General features: G+C 63.2%; 15 protein-coding genes and 1 pseudogene. 2 read left to right on the top strand and 14 right to left on the bottom strand.

Features of this window, described 5'->3' with window-relative positions; all coding sequences use genetic code 11:
- Positions 1-631, bottom strand: a 631-nt coding sequence (locus EN990_RS16585; protein WP_206526344.1) for a trypsin-like peptidase domain-containing protein, incomplete at its 3' end; no start/stop codon positions are given.
- Positions 632-836: 205 nt separating this feature from the next.
- On the opposite strand from EN990_RS16585, the pseudogene EN990_RS16580 reads away from it, so the two are divergent.
- Positions 837-1,055 (top strand): annotated as a pseudogene (locus EN990_RS16580) (type II toxin-antitoxin system RelE/ParE family toxin); the annotation flags it as partial.
- On the opposite strand, the gene EN990_RS16575 reads toward EN990_RS16580, so the two are convergent.
- The 9 genes from EN990_RS16575 to EN990_RS16535 all read right to left on the bottom strand — a co-directional run bounded on the left by EN990_RS16575 (position 1,052) and on the right by EN990_RS16535 (position 8,931).
- Positions 1,052-1,516, bottom strand: coding sequence for a cytochrome c-type biogenesis protein (locus EN990_RS16575; protein ID WP_013532633.1), 465 nt, complete (start codon positions 1,514-1,516; stop codon positions 1,052-1,054). The pseudogene EN990_RS16580 and the gene EN990_RS16575 sit on opposite strands and share 4 nt — an antisense overlap.
- Positions 1,513-3,504 (bottom strand): heme lyase CcmF/NrfE family subunit, encoded by a 1,992-nt coding sequence (locus EN990_RS16570; RefSeq protein ID WP_024505285.1) that lies wholly within the window; start codon positions 3,502-3,504, stop codon positions 1,513-1,515. The genes EN990_RS16575 and EN990_RS16570 overlap by 4 nt, the downstream gene beginning before the upstream one ends.
- Positions 3,505-3,536: 32 nt before the next feature.
- Complete coding sequence (gene ccmE, locus EN990_RS16565) at positions 3,537-3,980, bottom strand: cytochrome c maturation protein CcmE (protein ID WP_013532635.1); 444 nt, start codon at positions 3,978-3,980, stop codon at positions 3,537-3,539.
- Between the two features lie 8 nt (positions 3,981-3,988).
- A complete protein-coding gene (gene ccmI / locus EN990_RS16560) occupies positions 3,989-5,128 on the bottom strand; it encodes a c-type cytochrome biogenesis protein CcmI (RefSeq protein ID WP_127385414.1) in 1,140 nt (379 codons plus the stop codon).
- A gap of 93 nt (positions 5,129-5,221) precedes the next feature.
- Positions 5,222-5,659 (bottom strand): hypothetical protein, encoded by a 438-nt coding sequence (locus EN990_RS16555; RefSeq protein ID WP_013532637.1) that lies wholly within the window; start codon positions 5,657-5,659, stop codon positions 5,222-5,224.
- Between the two features lie 184 nt (positions 5,660-5,843).
- Positions 5,844-7,277: an ATP-binding protein gene (locus EN990_RS16550; RefSeq protein ID WP_024505287.1), complete on the bottom strand. Its 1,434-nt coding sequence runs from the start codon at positions 7,275-7,277 to the stop codon at positions 5,844-5,846.
- The gene (locus tag EN990_RS16545; RefSeq protein ID WP_013532639.1) at positions 7,261-7,926 is read right to left on the bottom strand and encodes a response regulator transcription factor; all 666 of its coding nucleotides are present in this window, start codon (positions 7,924-7,926) and stop codon (positions 7,261-7,263) included. The genes EN990_RS16550 and EN990_RS16545 overlap by 17 nt, the downstream gene beginning before the upstream one ends.
- Before the next feature lie 119 nt (positions 7,927-8,045).
- Positions 8,046-8,348, bottom strand: coding sequence for a hypothetical protein (locus EN990_RS16540; protein WP_013532640.1), 303 nt, complete (start codon positions 8,346-8,348; stop codon positions 8,046-8,048).
- Between the two features lie 175 nt (positions 8,349-8,523).
- On the bottom strand, positions 8,524-8,931 hold the full coding sequence (locus tag EN990_RS16535; RefSeq protein WP_064993409.1) for a DUF3168 domain-containing protein: 408 nt from the start codon (positions 8,929-8,931) through the stop codon (positions 8,524-8,526).
- A 293-nt stretch (positions 8,932-9,224) separates the two neighbouring features.
- On the opposite strand from EN990_RS16535, the gene EN990_RS16530 reads away from it, so the two are divergent.
- Positions 9,225-10,013, top strand: coding sequence for a fumarylacetoacetate hydrolase family protein (locus EN990_RS16530; protein ID WP_064993410.1), 789 nt, complete (start codon positions 9,225-9,227; stop codon positions 10,011-10,013).
- Here EN990_RS16530 and EN990_RS16525 read toward each other — a convergent pair.
- The 4 genes from EN990_RS16525 to EN990_RS16510 all read right to left on the bottom strand — a co-directional run bounded on the left by EN990_RS16525 (position 10,010) and on the right by EN990_RS16510 (position 13,947).
- Positions 10,010-10,813, bottom strand: coding sequence for an ABC transporter permease (locus EN990_RS16525; protein WP_027162976.1), 804 nt, complete (start codon positions 10,811-10,813; stop codon positions 10,010-10,012). The two genes, EN990_RS16530 and EN990_RS16525, sit on opposite strands and share 4 nt — an antisense overlap.
- Positions 10,813-11,646 carry an ABC transporter permease gene (locus EN990_RS16520; protein ID WP_013532644.1) on the bottom strand — a complete coding sequence of 278 codons (834 nt, stop codon included), beginning with the start codon at positions 11,644-11,646 and terminating at the stop codon, positions 10,813-10,815. Before EN990_RS16520 ends, EN990_RS16525 begins: the two co-directional genes overlap by 1 nt.
- Before the next feature lie 23 nt (positions 11,647-11,669).
- Complete coding sequence (locus EN990_RS16515) at positions 11,670-12,785, bottom strand: ABC transporter substrate-binding protein (RefSeq protein ID WP_127368572.1); 1,116 nt, start codon at positions 12,783-12,785, stop codon at positions 11,670-11,672.
- Positions 12,786-12,852: 67 nt separating this feature from the next.
- Positions 12,853-13,947, bottom strand: coding sequence for an ABC transporter ATP-binding protein (locus EN990_RS16510; protein ID WP_127385415.1), 1,095 nt, complete (start codon positions 13,945-13,947; stop codon positions 12,853-12,855).
- Between the last annotated feature and the right edge of the window lie 18 nt (positions 13,948-13,965).

Here is a 13,965-nt window from a genome sequence, read left to right as displayed (position 1 = left end):
CGCGAACCTTGGAGTCATCGGCGAAGTCGACATAGGTAAACTTGCCGACGCCATCGACCTTGAGCACGGCGAGATCGGTGCGCGGGTCGGTGCCGATCAGCTTGGCGTCGAGTTCCTTGCCGTCATTCATCACCACGGTGAAGGCCGAGCCTTCCGAAACGACGTGGTTGTTGGTGACGAGATAGCCGTCATCCGAGATGAAGAAGCCGGACCCTTGTGCAACCGGCCGCGGCTGGTCGTTGTTGCGGTCGCGATGGCTGAAGCGCCTGTTGCCGCCACCCTGGCCGTCCTGATCACCAAAGCCGCGGAATTCCTTGAAGAAGCGGCGCAGTTGCGGATTGTTGGGCAGGTTGTTCATGCCATCCTGATCGTCGGACGGGTCGGAGCCGTCATCGGCGGCCGGGCTGATCTTGGCCTTGACCTTGACGCTGACAACAGCGGGAGAAACCCGCTCGACGACATCGGCGAAGCCCGGTACCTGCGGCGCCTCGACGCGCACGGCATCGGCCAGAACAGGGCTGGTTCCGCTGGTCAGCGCACCGACGCCGATCGCACCGGCCACGGCGACAGACGCGACGGCAGCCATGAGACGCTTGCGGGTGACGGAATATGAACGGGGGGCAATATTCATGGATCTCGTATCCTCTTTCCAAATGGACGCTGCTGATGGGCATCCTCAAGCAAGAGAATTAGAGTGGCGCACATTACAGCGCCATTTCCGACACATGAAACTTTGGTAATGTTTTGGGGTCGGGAGACGCACAAACCCGTTGGCCGCGATGCCCTATGCGCTATCTTGTACACAACTCAGCACAAGGCTTTATAAATGACAGCAAGCACGCCTGGCGGATCGTATTCGTGAAATGGGCCGAGGCCTTGGTGATATGGCGACGGGCCGGCCAGGCCGGGTAACAGGCACATATGAGACGTTCATCGGCCGCCTGCCGTACATCATTGCTTATGAGTTGCGCCCGATTGCTGGCCGTCAGTGCGTCGTTATCCTGCGCGTCATTCACACGTCGCGGGACTGGCCCTCGGAGGAATGGCCGAGCTAATTGCCTAGTATCTTGTCCAGCGCCGCCTGTTCCTCAGTGGTCAGCGCATTGGTTGCCGTCGAGCGACGCGACCGCGCGGTCAGCACGATGAAAACGCCTCCCACCAGCAACAGCAGGACAGGCGTGCCCCACAGCAATGCATTGCGCAGGTCGAAACGCGGCTTGAGCAGCACGAACTCGCCATAGCGCGAAACCACGTAGTCCATGACCTGCTGGTCAGTGTCGCCGGCGACGAGGCGCTGACGCACGAGGACGCGCAGGTCGCGGGCAAGGTCGGCATCGGATTCGTCGATCGACTGGTTCTGGCAGACCATGCAGCGCAAGCCTTCCGAAAGCGCCCGAGCCCGCGCCTCAAGTGCAGGATCAGGCAGCATCTCGTCAGGCTTCACCGCCAAGGCCGTGCCGGCAAAAAACAGCGCCAGCAGCAGGATAATGGAGGTCAGCGAAAGCCGTGCGTTCATGGCAGGGTCGCGGATGGCACCACGCTCGCCTGCTTGCGCCGTCGCGACGGCGCGCCGACGCGCAGGCGCCGGTCCATCAGCGACATCGCCGCGCCCGCCATCATCATCAGGCCACCGCCCCAGATCAACGTCACCAGCGGCTTCCACCACAAACGCACGACGACCGAACCGTCTTTGCCCTCGTCGCCGAGCGAGATGTAGAGCTGCGAGAAACCGATCGTCCTGATGCCGGATTCCGTCGTCGTCATCTGCCGCACCGGATAAAACCGCTTGGCGGAGCTGATTTCGCCAACAGGGCTGCCGCTGACGCCGATCAGCTCGAAGCGGCCGCGATCCTCGCTGTAATTCGGTCCCTGGGCCGGATAAAGCCCGACGAAACGCAGCGTATGGCCGGACAGTTCGACGGTCTCGCCGGCATGCATCGACAGGATCTTCTCGGTGCCGAAGCAAAGTGTGCCGACGATGCCGAGCGTGGTCAGGCCGAGGCCGAGGTGAGCGAAGGCTGTGCCGAAGACCGAGCGCGGCAAGCCGAGCAAGCGCCGGACCATGATCCCCGTTGCGACGGTCCGAAAGCCGGATTTGACGGCGAGATCGGTGAGCGCGCCAAGGATCAGCCAGACGGCAAGGCCTACGCCCAGGGCTGCGAACACCGAGGCTCCGTCGATGAACAGAGCGGTGACCAGCGTCGCCAGCAGCGCCGCTGCAAAGGCCACCATCAGGCGCTGCGCGACGGCGAAAACATCGCCGCGCTTCCAGGCCAGCAACGGCCCGAACGGAACCACGAGCAGCAGCGGCACCATCAGCGGCCCGAAGGTGAGATTGAAGAACGGCGCGCCGACCGAGATCTTGTCGGCTGAAAAGGCTTCGACAGCGAGCGGATAGAGTGTGCCGACAAGCACGGTCGCCGTCGCCGTGGTCAGGAACAGATTGTTGAGGACGAGTGCCCCTTCTCGGGAAATCGGGTGGAACAGGCCGCCGGTCGTCAACCGGGAAGCGCGCAGCGCAAACAGCGCCAGCGAGCCGCCGATAAACAGCGTCAGGATGCACAGGATAAACACGCCCCGGGTCGGATCGGTGGCAAAGGCGTGCACCGAGGTCAGCACGCCCGAACGCACGAGGAAGGTGCCGAGCAGCGACAGCGAAAAGGTCAGGATGGCGAGCAGCAGCGTCCAGATCTTCAGCGCCGAGCGCTTTTCCATGACAATGGCCGAATGGAGCAGCGCGGTGCCCGCCAGCCACGGCATGAAAGACGCGTTCTCGACTGGATCCCAGAACCAGAAACCGCCCCAGCCAAGTTCATAGTAGGCCCAGTACGATCCCATGGCGATGCCGCCGGTCAGGAACATCCAGGCGACCAGCGTCCACGGCCGCACCCAGCGCGCCCAGGACGCGTCGATGCGGCCTTCGATGAGAGCGGCGACCGAGAAGGAAAAACAGATCGAGAAGCCGACATAGCCGAGATAGAGGAACGGCGGGTGGATGGCGAGGCCGAGATCCTGCAGGATCGGGTTGAGATCGCGGCCTTCGATCGGCGCCGGATTGAGCCGGATGAACGGATTGGACGTGGCCAGAATGAACAGGAAGAAGGCGGCGCCGATGGCGCCTTGCACCGCAAGCACATTGGCGCGCAGCGTCGCCGGCAGGTTGGAGCCGAAAGCGGCGACGAGTGCGCCGAAGAAGGTCAGGATCAACACCCAAAGCAGCATCGAGCCTTCATGATTGCCCCAGGTTCCGGTGATCTTGTAGATCAACGGCTGCAAGGAATGCGAGTTTTCCCACACGCTTGCCACCGAGAAATCGGAGCTCGCATAGGCACTCGCCAGCGCTGCGAAAGACAGCGCCGTCAAGGCGAAGCCGGTCACCGCGACCGGACCGCCGACGGCCATCAGGCGCTGGTTGTTCAAGCGTGCGCCAAACAGCGGCACGAGCGTCTGCACCAGCGAAAGCGCAAACGCCAGGACGAGGGCGAAATGTCCGGTTTCAACCATGCCCGTGATCCACTGTCGCTCTCCTGCCGGAGCTATTCACTCTTGCTCTCCTGCCACACGCCCTTGGCCTTGAGGCCGTCCGCAACCTCCTTGGGCATATAGCGCTCATCATGCTTGGCCAGCACGCTATCGGCAACAAAAACCCCGTCCGGGCCGAAACTACCCTCGGTGATGACGCCCTGCTCTTCGCGGAAAAGGTCGGGCAGGATGCCGGTATAGGTGACCTTGACCGATTTGTGCGTGTCGGTGACCGAAAAGCCGACCGTGGCCCCCTGCCCGCGCTGGATCGTGCCTTTTTCGACCAATCCACCCAACCGGATGCGCTGGCCAGGCTGGACGCTTGCCGTGGTGAGATCGGCCGGCATGTAGAAATAGGAGGCCTTCTGGCCAAGCGCGTAGAAAGTCAGCCCGGTCGCGGCACCCAGGAAGACCAGGCCGCCCGCGATCACCGACAATCGTTTCTGCTTGCGCGTCATGTCTTGTTCTACTCCGTCGCCGCAAGCCCAAGCGAAGCGGCAAAGGCGGTGAATTTCTTCGCCTGGTCACTGTCGGCCCCAAAGGCGGCAATGGCGCGACCGAGCGCCTCACGCGCCTGATCGGCCTTGCCAAGCACGACATAGGAACGAACGAGCCGCATCCATCCTTCCGGGTCGTTCGGATTTTGCCGCAGTTTGTCGTCAAGGCCGGCAACCATGGTGTTGATCATGGCTTCCCGATCCTGCGGCGACATCGAGGATGCGGCGTCGATATCGCCGGCATCGGGGCCGTTGGCGGCGCCGCCGGAAGCCACTTCGGGGTTGCCGGACTTGGCCAGCGCCTGCTCGACGGCACCGCGCCATGGCGAGTCCGGCGGCAATCTGCCCAGCATCGCCTGCCATGCCGTGGTCGCTTCCTTGGCGCGACCCTCCTGCGCCAACGCCATGGCCAGGTAGAAACTGGCCTTCGCATTGGCCGGATCGAGCTTCAGGGCTGCCTCGAAAGCATCCTGGGCATCGGCCGAGACAATGCCGCCTGCCGCGCCGGCGATCGCCTCTCCGAGACCTGCCTGGCGAACGGCGCTGTCGCCATCAAGCCGAATGGCGTTGCGATAGGCATCCGCCGCGTCGGAAAAGCGCTGCATGCGCAGATAGACCGGTGCAAGCACGTCCCAGCCCCTGCCATCGGTGGGATTGGCGGCCAGATGGGCTTCGGCCCGCGCCACCAGTTCGTCGACCGAACTGTCGGCGGGATTCTTGGCCAACCGCTCGCTGAGCGGTTGTGACGGCAGGTCGGGAGAGCCAAGCTTGACATAGAGCCCCCAACTGACCAGCGGCACCGCCAGCACGGCTACGGTTGCCACCAGCCTTGCGGTGGCCGGCGCTCGGCCCGCGTTTGCGCCGCCGGCGGTAACCGCATTGTCAAGGCGAAGGATGCGGCGAGCGATCTCGGCGCGGGCTTCGGCCGCTTCGGCCGGCTGGATCAAGCCACGCGCAGCGTCGCGGTCAAGCTCGGACAGTTGGTCGCGATAGACTTCGAGATCATGTTCGCCGCTCGACGACGCGCCCTTCGCGCTGGCGGCCAGCGGCAACAGCACCGCCAGGCTTGCACCCAGCGTGAGAATGGCGGCTATGACCCAGAACAGCATGGTTCTTCCAATAACGGCAGAGCTCTGCCGTGCCAACAGATGCATGCTGCGACGCTTTGACGACGCCAGCCGCCAATCGTCGGCAGACGGTCGTCAGGTCAGCGGCGTCCAGCTGCCATCGGCGTTGCGGCAAGCGGTTCCGCGCGCCGTGACTCCGGCGCCGCCGGAAAACACCGTCTGCGTGTACTGGCGGCAGTCCTGCGAACCGACGCGGTAGGGCTGGGCCGGAACCACCTCGCCGTAGCGCGAAGCCTGGGCGCCTTTCCACGTCACCTTCTGGCCGCTGGTCGTGTATTCCAGCGCTTTGTACTCAGCCTCGAGCGCGCTGCGCTTCTCGGTCTCGCTGAGGCCGTTGCCGATCGCCCCGCTGATGAGGCCGCCGCCCATCGCCGAAATGATCGTCGTGGTCACCTTGCCGCTGGAAGGAGGTGTCGAGGCCGGTGTCGCTGCCACGGTTGGACCCTTGCCGCTCAAGGTGGTGCAGCCGGAAACAGCCAGCAATGCGGAAACAAGCGCGACGCGAATCTTCATGCCAACAACCGGTTTTCTTGAGTTGGAGCCTGCCATGGATGCGCCGGGGGCCGCGTCATCGAGAAGTCGGCGTGGCCATAGTATTGATATTTGTCGGAAATTTGGCCGCTGGCCGCTGCGGGACCAATGGACATGCCGCCAACAACATCTCCCGCCCCTCTATGTCGATCGGCTCTGGTGAACATCACTGAAGGCTCCGCAATCGCACCACCGCCTTCAATCCGCCCATACCGGACCGTTCGAGCGCCAGAACGCCTCCATACTCGTTGACGAGGTCTGCGACAATGGCCAGGCCCAGACCTGTTCCGGGCTTTGTCTCGTCCAGACGCCGTCCGCGCTTCAGCGCCTCGCGCGCCTTGTCCTCGGGAATGCCCGGACCGTCATCCTCTATGCCGATCTCGAACAGGCCGGCCGGGTCGTCCTTGCCGGTCAAGGGCACGATCGAGACCTGCACCGCGCTCTTTGCCCATTTCATCGCGTTTTCAAGGAGATTGCCCAGCAGTTCCTCAAGGTCCTCACGCTCGCCGGCGAAGACGATCTCGGCCGCCGGCAGCGACAGCGATAGATTTGTCTGCGGATTGAGCTTCCGCAGAACCCGCACCATGCGCTGCACCAGCGGCGTCACCGGCGTGCGGTAGACGACGCTGTCGCGTTGTGCCGCGACGCGGGCGCGCTGGAGATAGTGTTCGACCTGCTTCTGCATGGAAGCCGCCTGTTCGGCGATCAACTGCCCCTTGGCGCCGCCGAGCGCGCGGCCCTCGTTGAGCAGTACCGCCAGCGGCGTCTTCAGCGAATGGGCGAGATTGCCGACCTGTGTTCGCGACCGCTCGACGATGCGCCTGTTGTTTTCGATCAGCGCATTGGTTTCGTTGGCAAGCGGTTCGATCTCGGCCGGGAAGCGGCCGTCGAGCCTCTGGGCGGTGCCTTCGCGCACCATGGCGAGCGCGTTTCTGACCCGGCGCAGCGGCTGCAGGCCGAGCAGGATTGCGATCGCGTTGATGGCGATCATGCCGACGCCGAACAGGCTGAGATAGGTCAGCAGGCGGCGCTGAAAGGTGGCGATTTCCTGTTCGAGTTCGCTCTGGTTGCCCATGACGCGGAAACGCGCGGCGCGGTTCTTGGCGTCGAGGACGAATTCGCTCTCGAACACTTCGAGCTGCTCGCCGTCGATGCCTTCGGCTGCGTAGCTGCGCTGGAAGCTCGCGTTGAACGGCACCTCGGCAACGCTCGGTGACGGGATCGTCGTGGTCATCGACGACGAATGGAGATCGCCATGCACGCCTTCCGAAGCGGGCTCAACCGACCAGTACCAGCCCGAATTCGGCTCCGAGAACCGGAGGTCGCCGAGATCTGGCGCGCCGGTCAGCGCACCGCTGTCGGAGATGCCGATCGAACCGATCAGGTTGAACAGATGCGCCGAAAGCAGGCTGTCGAAGCCGCGCTCGCTGGCCTGGCGGTATAGGGTGGTGATCAAGGTGAAGATGACAACGAGCGTCACGATCGCCCAGACCGTGGAAAAGGCGATGACGCGGAACGTCAGCGAACGCGGCCACAAACGCAGCGAAAGCGGCGTCCTTGCGGTTGGTTTGAGCGGTTCCGAGTTACGCCTCCGGCTCACGCATGCGGTAGCCCATGCCGCGCACGGTTTCGATCATGTCGATGCCCATCTTCTTGCGCAGCCGCCCGACAAACACCTCGATGGTGTTGGAATCGCGGTCGAAATCCTGATCGTAGAGATGCTCGACCAGTTCGGTCCGCGAGACGACCTCGCCCATATGGTGCATCAGATAGGCAAGCAGGCGGAATTCGTGCGACGTCAGCTTCAGCGGCACTCCGCCGACATCGGCCTTGGAGGCCTTGGTGTCGAGGCGCAGCGGTCCGCAGGTCAGCTCGGACGAGGCATGGCCGGCAGCGCGCCGGATCAGAGCCCGCAGCCTCGCCAGCACCTCCTCGATGTGGAACGGCTTGGTGACGTAGTCGTCGGCGCCGGCATCGATGCCGGAAACCTTGTCGCTCCAGCGGTCGCGCGCCGTCAGGATCAGCACCGGCATCTTGCGGCCGCCGCGTCGCCAGCGCTCGACCACGCTGATGCCGTCCATCTGCGGCAGGCCGATATCGAGCACGACCGCGTCATAGGGCTCGGTGTCGCCGAGGAAATGGCCTTCCTCGCCGTCGAAGGCGCGGTCGACGACATAGCCGGCATCGACCAGCGCATCCGATATCTGCCGATTGAGATCCTTGTCATCTTCGACGACCAGTACACGCATGCGGAGTTCGATACCTGTTGAAGAGCTTTGTCGGATGGAAGAGCTTTGTAGGATTGAAAACTGGGGCAGATATAGGCCGATTCCGGCGGCCTGGGAAACGTGGCCTAAGGTTGATTGGATCAGTTCAGCGGAACGACGATCTCGGAACGGCGCGGACGTTGTCCGTCCTTGCCCGGAACGAGCACGACGATGACACAGACAGGCTGACCGCCGCGCGTCGATTGCGAGGCCTTGGCCAGCGTTCCGCCATTCTGCTCGGCCACCTGTTGGCCGATGGCGTAGCAATCGGATGCCGCCAGTACGATCGGACTGGCCAGGTCGGGCGGCGCGATGACCGGCATCGCCATCGCCTGCGACGCAAACAGCCCGGCAGCACAAAGCGCCAGTGTCGCGGTTCGGAAGTGGGAGCGAAGCGTTTTCATGACCGGCGTTGTAACGCATCGGTGCTGAACGTGAAATGAACGGTGAACGCCGCTGAAAACATCCTCGCCACACCCCTGCAACGCGAGACAGTCAACCTGGGATTTCGCCGCCTCGAACAGGCGAAATCCCGCGAAAGTCCAGTCTAGACTCCGTTTTGACCATATTGAAAGCGCATCAGGCATTTTCCTGCGTCATCGCGCGAAAACGCAGCAGCCCGTGATGCACGAGCAGATCCTCGTCATGGCGGGCTTCGGCAAATTCCAGCGACAGTCGTGTCTGGCCGCGAGGGCCGATCACCAATGCTGCGTCGGCAAGGCGCGCCTGGATGGCGGCCATGATGGCTAGCGTTTCGGCATCCCCATGGGCTTTCGACCAGACATGCAGCGTAATCAACTGATCGTCGGTGTTCTCGATGCCCGTATCCCAGTCGAAAGCGGAGGTATGGCCGCAGGTCACGTACGGAAAAGCGGCGTTGTCGGCTGGCCGTTCGAGCAGTCCGGCGCCGCCCAGCAAGGCCGACAGCGATGGATCGCTTTTCAGCCTGAGAAACAGTGCCTGCTGTAAATCGCCTGGCGCGGTCATCGTCTTTTCCTCCGGTTCCTGCGCTGCCGACTGTTGCTTTTCGGAAGCTGTCCGCGTTCTGCGTGTTCTGACAGATATAGCCATTCGACGCGCAGAGGCGATGGCGATTCGTCATCGGAATGATGGATGCCGATGATCTCGAAAGGGCGGCTTTGCCAAGACCACCGTCGCGGGCACCACGCCGTGAACATGGACTCTCGATTCCTGGTCACATATTCTCGCTCCATACAGCGTCGCATGACGCAATGTTTCCTTGCCGTTTTTGATCCACGAAGCAATTTCGGAAGCTGATGATGCTCGATGCAGAAAAGACCAGGGCTGCGTCGCGGTTGTTGGTAGGCCACTGGGACAAGGGCACCCGTCTCGACGCCATACCCGAGGCGTTGCGCCCACAAACACGGCTCGAAGGTTACGCTATCCAGTCGCATGTCATGGATCGCTCGGCGGCTCCGCTTTTCGGCTGGAAGATTGCCGCGACCAGTCTGGCGGGACAAAGGCACATCAACGTCGACGGCCCCATGGCCGGACGTCTCCTGGCCGAGAAAGCGGTGGAGATCGGCGGGACCGTTTCCCTGGCGACGAGCAAGATGCGCGTGGCCGAGATCGAGTTCGCTTTCCGTTTCGGCCGCGAGCTGCCGCCTCGTGCGGCACCCTATGAAATCGCCGAGGCGATGGAAGCCGTAGCGAGCTTGCACCCGGCGATCGAAATCCCGGACTCACGGTATGACGATTTCTGCGCCGTCGGGGCGCCGCAGCTCATTGCGGACAATGCCTGCGCCAACCTGTTTGTCATCGGCGAGGCGGCGGAAGACGACTGGCACGACGTGGATCTTGCAAAGCACCCCGTGATCGCGTCCGTTTCCGGAAGGTCGCAACATAGCGGATCGGGAGCAGCCGTATTGGGCGATCCTCGCATCGCGCTTACCTGGATCGTCAATGAACTGTCGGGCTTGGGCATAGCGCTCCAGCCGGGACAGGTGGTGATTACCGGCACCTGCGTGACACCGATAAGCGTCGAGGCAGGCGACGAAGTCATCGGCGATCTAGGCAGGTTTGGCCGCGTCTCGGTGAGGTTTGTCTAGGCTCCGCGCTGCCTGGCCACGAAACTGCGCACCGCCAGCACCAGCACGGTGATGATGATCAGGATCACCGACAATGCCGCGATCGCCGGGTCGATGTTGTCGCGCAAGCCCATCCACATGAGCCGCGGCAGCGTGATGGCGTTGACAGAGGTGATGAACAAAGTGACGCCGATTTCTTCCCAGGACAGCACGAAGGAGAGAAGTGCGGCGGTGACGATGCCGAATTTGATGTTGGGCATGATGATGCGGGTGGCGCGTTCCCAGACAGTTGCACCTAGGCCGCGCGCGGCGAGGTCTATGCGGCGGTCGAGCTGGCTGAGCGAGACCAGCATCAGCACGGTGGCGAAAGGGACCGTCATCACCGAATGGGCCATGGCAACGCCCAGCCAGGTGTCATAGCCGAAGAACGCGCTGAAGCCCGAGATCGAGGTGAGCAGGAAGTAGAGCGTGATCGCCGAGACCACGGGCGGCACCACCATCGGCAGCAACACGAAGCCGACAAGTGCCGCGGTGAAGCGCGGCTGGAACATCCAGACGCCAAGGCTGAAGCACAGCGCCAGCACAGTTGAAAAGGCGCTGCTGACGACACCGATGCGGATCGAGAGCAGGATCGATTGGAGCCAGCGCGGGTCCTCGATCAGCGCCCGGTAATGGCGCAGCGACAGTTCGCCCGACGGCATGGCCAGCATGCGGCTCGGCGTCAGCGACACCGGGATGACGGCGAGCAGCGGCATCAGCAGGAACAGCGCCACGAAGGCGGCGATGATCAGCGAGACGGGACCGGGGCGGTAGGTCGGCATCAGATCAACTGCTTCGGTCTGACATATCGGAACAAGAGCGCCATCAGCGCGCCGACGAACAGCACCAGCACGACGCTGATCGCTGCACCCAAGCCCCAGTCCGGGCTCTGGAATATCCTGAGATAGATCAGCTCGGCAATCATGACGCTGCGGCCGCCGCCAAGGATCGCTGGCGTGACGAAGAAGCCGAGCGAGAAGACGAAAACGATCATCGCCGCGCCTATGATGCCGGAGCGCGTCATCGGCACGAACACCGTCCAGAAGGTGCGCATGCGGCTGGAGCCGAGCCCGCGCGCCGCCAGGAGCACGCGGTCGTCGAGGCTGCGCATGGCCGATGCCAGCGGAAAAACGGCGAAAGGAATGAGGAAGTGCGTCATGCCGACGATGACGCCGAATTCGTTGCGCACCAACGCCAGCGGTTCGGAAATGAAGCCGATCGCCTGCAGCCACGTGTTGATCAGGCCGCGATTGGAGAGCAGCGCCACCCAGCCGAAGGCACGGGTCAGCACGGAAATCCAGAAGGGAACGAGAATGCAGAACTCGGCGATCAGGCGCTGTGCCGGGGTTCCACGCACCCAGACGACGGTGATGGCGTAGGCAGCGGCCACCGAGACCACGGTGACGACCGCCGCGATGCGCAGCGTGCGGATGAACACCGACTGCACCAGATCGTCGGTGAGCAGCGCCTCATATTGGCCGAGGCCGGGCGTCGGCAGCGTAAAACTCCATTTGACGACGCCAAGGAACGGCCAGGCATAGGCCAGGACAAGAAACAGGAGCAGCGGCGCCATCAACAGCGCCGCGCCCATCCTGTCGGAGAGATAGGATCTCATTGACCCGATTACCCCGGCCCTGATCAGGCCGAGATGATCTTGGTGTATTCGTCGAGCGCCGGCCCGTAGTTCTTGGCGTACCAGTCCATGTCGAGCGCGATCTGCTTCTTCATGTTCTCGGGATCGACCGGGTTGATGCGCTTCTTGTCGGCCGTGATCAGCGCGTCTGCCGCCGGGTTTGCAGGACCTTGGCCGAGCTTGTCGAACATGACCAGCTGCTTTTCAGGGTCCTGGGCACTGGCGATGAACCTCATCGCAGCGTCCTTGCCGCCGGGGTTGTTCTTGAGCACGGCCAGCGCACCGGGCGAGATCAGTCCCTGATCCCAGATGAACTTGATCTTGCCGCCCGAATCCTGCTCGATCAGCGAAGCGCGCGTCGACCAGACGATCGCCATCGAGGCCTCGCCATTGAGCAGCACGCTCTGGCTTTCGGCGCCGCCACCCCAATAGGCAACGACGTTTTCCTTGAACGCGGCGATCTTGTCATGGGCGCGCTTGAGGTCGAGCGGGTAGAGCGACGCCGGCGCGATGCCGTCGGCCAGAAGTGCTGCTTCCCAGCTCGATACGCCCCATTTGTAGAGCGAGCGCTTGCCGGGGAATTTCTTCACGTCGAAGAAATCGGCCATGCCGGTCGGCGCGTCCTTGCCGTACTTCTCGGAATCATAGGCAATGACATAGGAGAAGAAATAGGTCGAGGCGGCGTATTCCCAACCAAAGCCGGGCCGCATCTTCTTCTTGTCGACGATGTTGTAATCGATCGGCTCGAGAGCCCCTTGGGCGCCGAGCGTGATGGCCGAGAAGGGGTCCACGTCGACGAGATCCCAGGTCGGCGCGCCGCTCTTGAACTGCGCTGCGATGGCGCCTTCGGTCGGACCCGAACCGTCCATCTTGACGGCGATGCCGGTGTCCTTGGTGAAGGCCTGGCCATAGGCGGCATCATAGGCAGTGATGGCATCGCCACCCCAGTTGACCAGCACCAGTTCCTTGGCCTGCGCAAAGGCACCTGTCGAGCGCAGCAGCATCGGCGTGCCGGCCAGCACGAGTACCGCCAGCTGTGTGAACTGCCGGCGCGAGATCTCGCCGCGACCTGCCCTGGCGGACAGGCTCTCGACGGCTTGTTTTTTGGTGTCATGTGTCATGTCAGTTCCCCTTTTTTGTTGTTGATAGTGCCGGAAAGCGGTGGAGCGATATCTCGCCACACCGTCGTCATTGCCCTCCATGCGGAAGGAGGAAACCCTTTTCCGCCGGCCAGGTGAGCCAGACGGAATTGCCCTTGCTGAGCGCTGCGGCCGCCACCTCGTTCGGCACCGAGACGGTAACCTTGGCGCCTTGCCGTGTCGTCAGGTCGAGCCGCGTCGCAGCACCGAGATAGGTGGAGTTGGTGGCGGTAGCGGCGATGCCATTCTCGCCATCCGCCGCCTCGCCCGATATCGACATGTATTCGGGCCGGATCGCCAGGATGGCATCGCCGCGCACGAGTTCGGCCTTGCAGCCCATGCTGACCGCGCGGTCTTCGCACAGGCCGGTCGAGCCATTGCCGGCAGGCTTGACGCCCTTCAGCGGCAGCATGTTGATTTCGCCGAGGAACTCGGCGACGAAGCGGTTGTCCGGCCGGTCGTAGACTTCGTCGGGCGCTCCGACCTGCAGCAGTTTGCCGTGGTTGAAGATGGCAACGCGCGACGACAGCGCCAGCGCCTCGCTCTGGTCGTGGGTGACGAAGACGAAAGTGGTTCCGGTTTCCTGGTGCAGCCGCTTCATCTCGGCCTGCATCTGGCCGCGCAGGCTCTTGTCGAGCGCCGAGAACGGCTCATCGAGCAACAGCACGCCAGGTTCGAACACCAGCGCCCGGGCCAGCGCCACGCGCTGCTGCTGGCCGCCCGACAGTTGCGCCGGCAGTTTCTTCTCGTGGCCCTTGAGACCGACGCGCTCGATCATCTCGCCGACACGGCGCTTGATGTCGGCGGCCGGTTTCTTGCGCACCTTGAGTGGGAAGGCGATGTTGGCTTCGACGCTCATATGCGGGAACAGCGCGTAGCCCTGGAACACCATGCCGGCGGCCCGTTGCTCTGCCGGTCGGTCGGTGATGTCGACGCCGTCGCTGAACAGCTTGCCCTCGGTCGGCTGCACGAAGCCCGCAAGGATCATCAGGAAGGTGGTCTTGCCCGAACCCGACGGCCCGAGCAGGGTCAGGAACTCGCCACGGCCGATATTGAGCGACAGATTGTCCAGCGCACGGAACGAGCCGAAGCTCTTGCCGATCCCGATTGCCTTGATCTCTGCGGCACGGCCGGGTTGCTGCATACTGCCCTTTCCCTAACG

Source organism: Mesorhizobium sp. M7A.F.Ca.US.005.03.1.1 (genome assembly GCF_003997975.1).
Lineage (GTDB): Bacteria > Pseudomonadota > Alphaproteobacteria > Rhizobiales > Rhizobiaceae > Mesorhizobium > Mesorhizobium ciceri.
Note: the sequence above shows the minus strand (reverse complement) of the source record. Positions and strands in the feature narration are given on the sequence as shown.

Coding starts and splice junctions, on each gene's coding strand:
- EN990_RS16575 (WP_013532633.1), bottom strand. CDS start 1,516: ATGAACGCACGGCTTTCGCTGACCTCCATTATCCTGCTGCTGGCGCTG.
- EN990_RS16570 (WP_024505285.1), bottom strand. CDS start 3,504: ATGGTTGAAACCGGACATTTCGCCCTCGTCCTGGCGTTTGCGCTTTCG.
- ccmE (WP_013532635.1), bottom strand. CDS start 3,980: ATGACGCGCAAGCAGAAACGATTGTCGGTGATCGCGGGCGGCCTGGTC.
- ccmI (WP_127385414.1), bottom strand. CDS start 5,128: ATGCTGTTCTGGGTCATAGCCGCCATTCTCACGCTGGGTGCAAGCCTG.
- EN990_RS16555 (WP_013532637.1), bottom strand. CDS start 5,659: ATGAAGATTCGCGTCGCGCTTGTTTCCGCATTGCTGGCTGTTTCCGGC.
- EN990_RS16545 (WP_013532639.1), bottom strand. CDS start 7,926: ATGCGTGTACTGGTCGTCGAAGATGACAAGGATCTCAATCGGCAGATA.
- EN990_RS16540 (WP_013532640.1), bottom strand. CDS start 8,348: ATGAAAACGCTTCGCTCCCACTTCCGAACCGCGACACTGGCGCTTTGT.
- EN990_RS16535 (WP_064993409.1), bottom strand. CDS start 8,931: ATGACCGCGCCAGGCGATTTACAGCAGGCACTGTTTCTCAGGCTGAAA.
- EN990_RS16530 (WP_064993410.1), top strand. CDS start 9,225: ATGCTCGATGCAGAAAAGACCAGGGCTGCGTCGCGGTTGTTGGTAGGC.
- EN990_RS16525 (WP_027162976.1), bottom strand. CDS start 10,813: ATGCCGACCTACCGCCCCGGTCCCGTCTCGCTGATCATCGCCGCCTTC.
- EN990_RS16520 (WP_013532644.1), bottom strand. CDS start 11,646: ATGAGATCCTATCTCTCCGACAGGATGGGCGCGGCGCTGTTGATGGCG.
- EN990_RS16515 (WP_127368572.1), bottom strand. CDS start 12,785: ATGACACATGACACCAAAAAACAAGCCGTCGAGAGCCTGTCCGCCAGG.
- EN990_RS16510 (WP_127385415.1), bottom strand. CDS start 13,947: ATGCAGCAACCCGGCCGTGCCGCAGAGATCAAGGCAATCGGGATCGGC.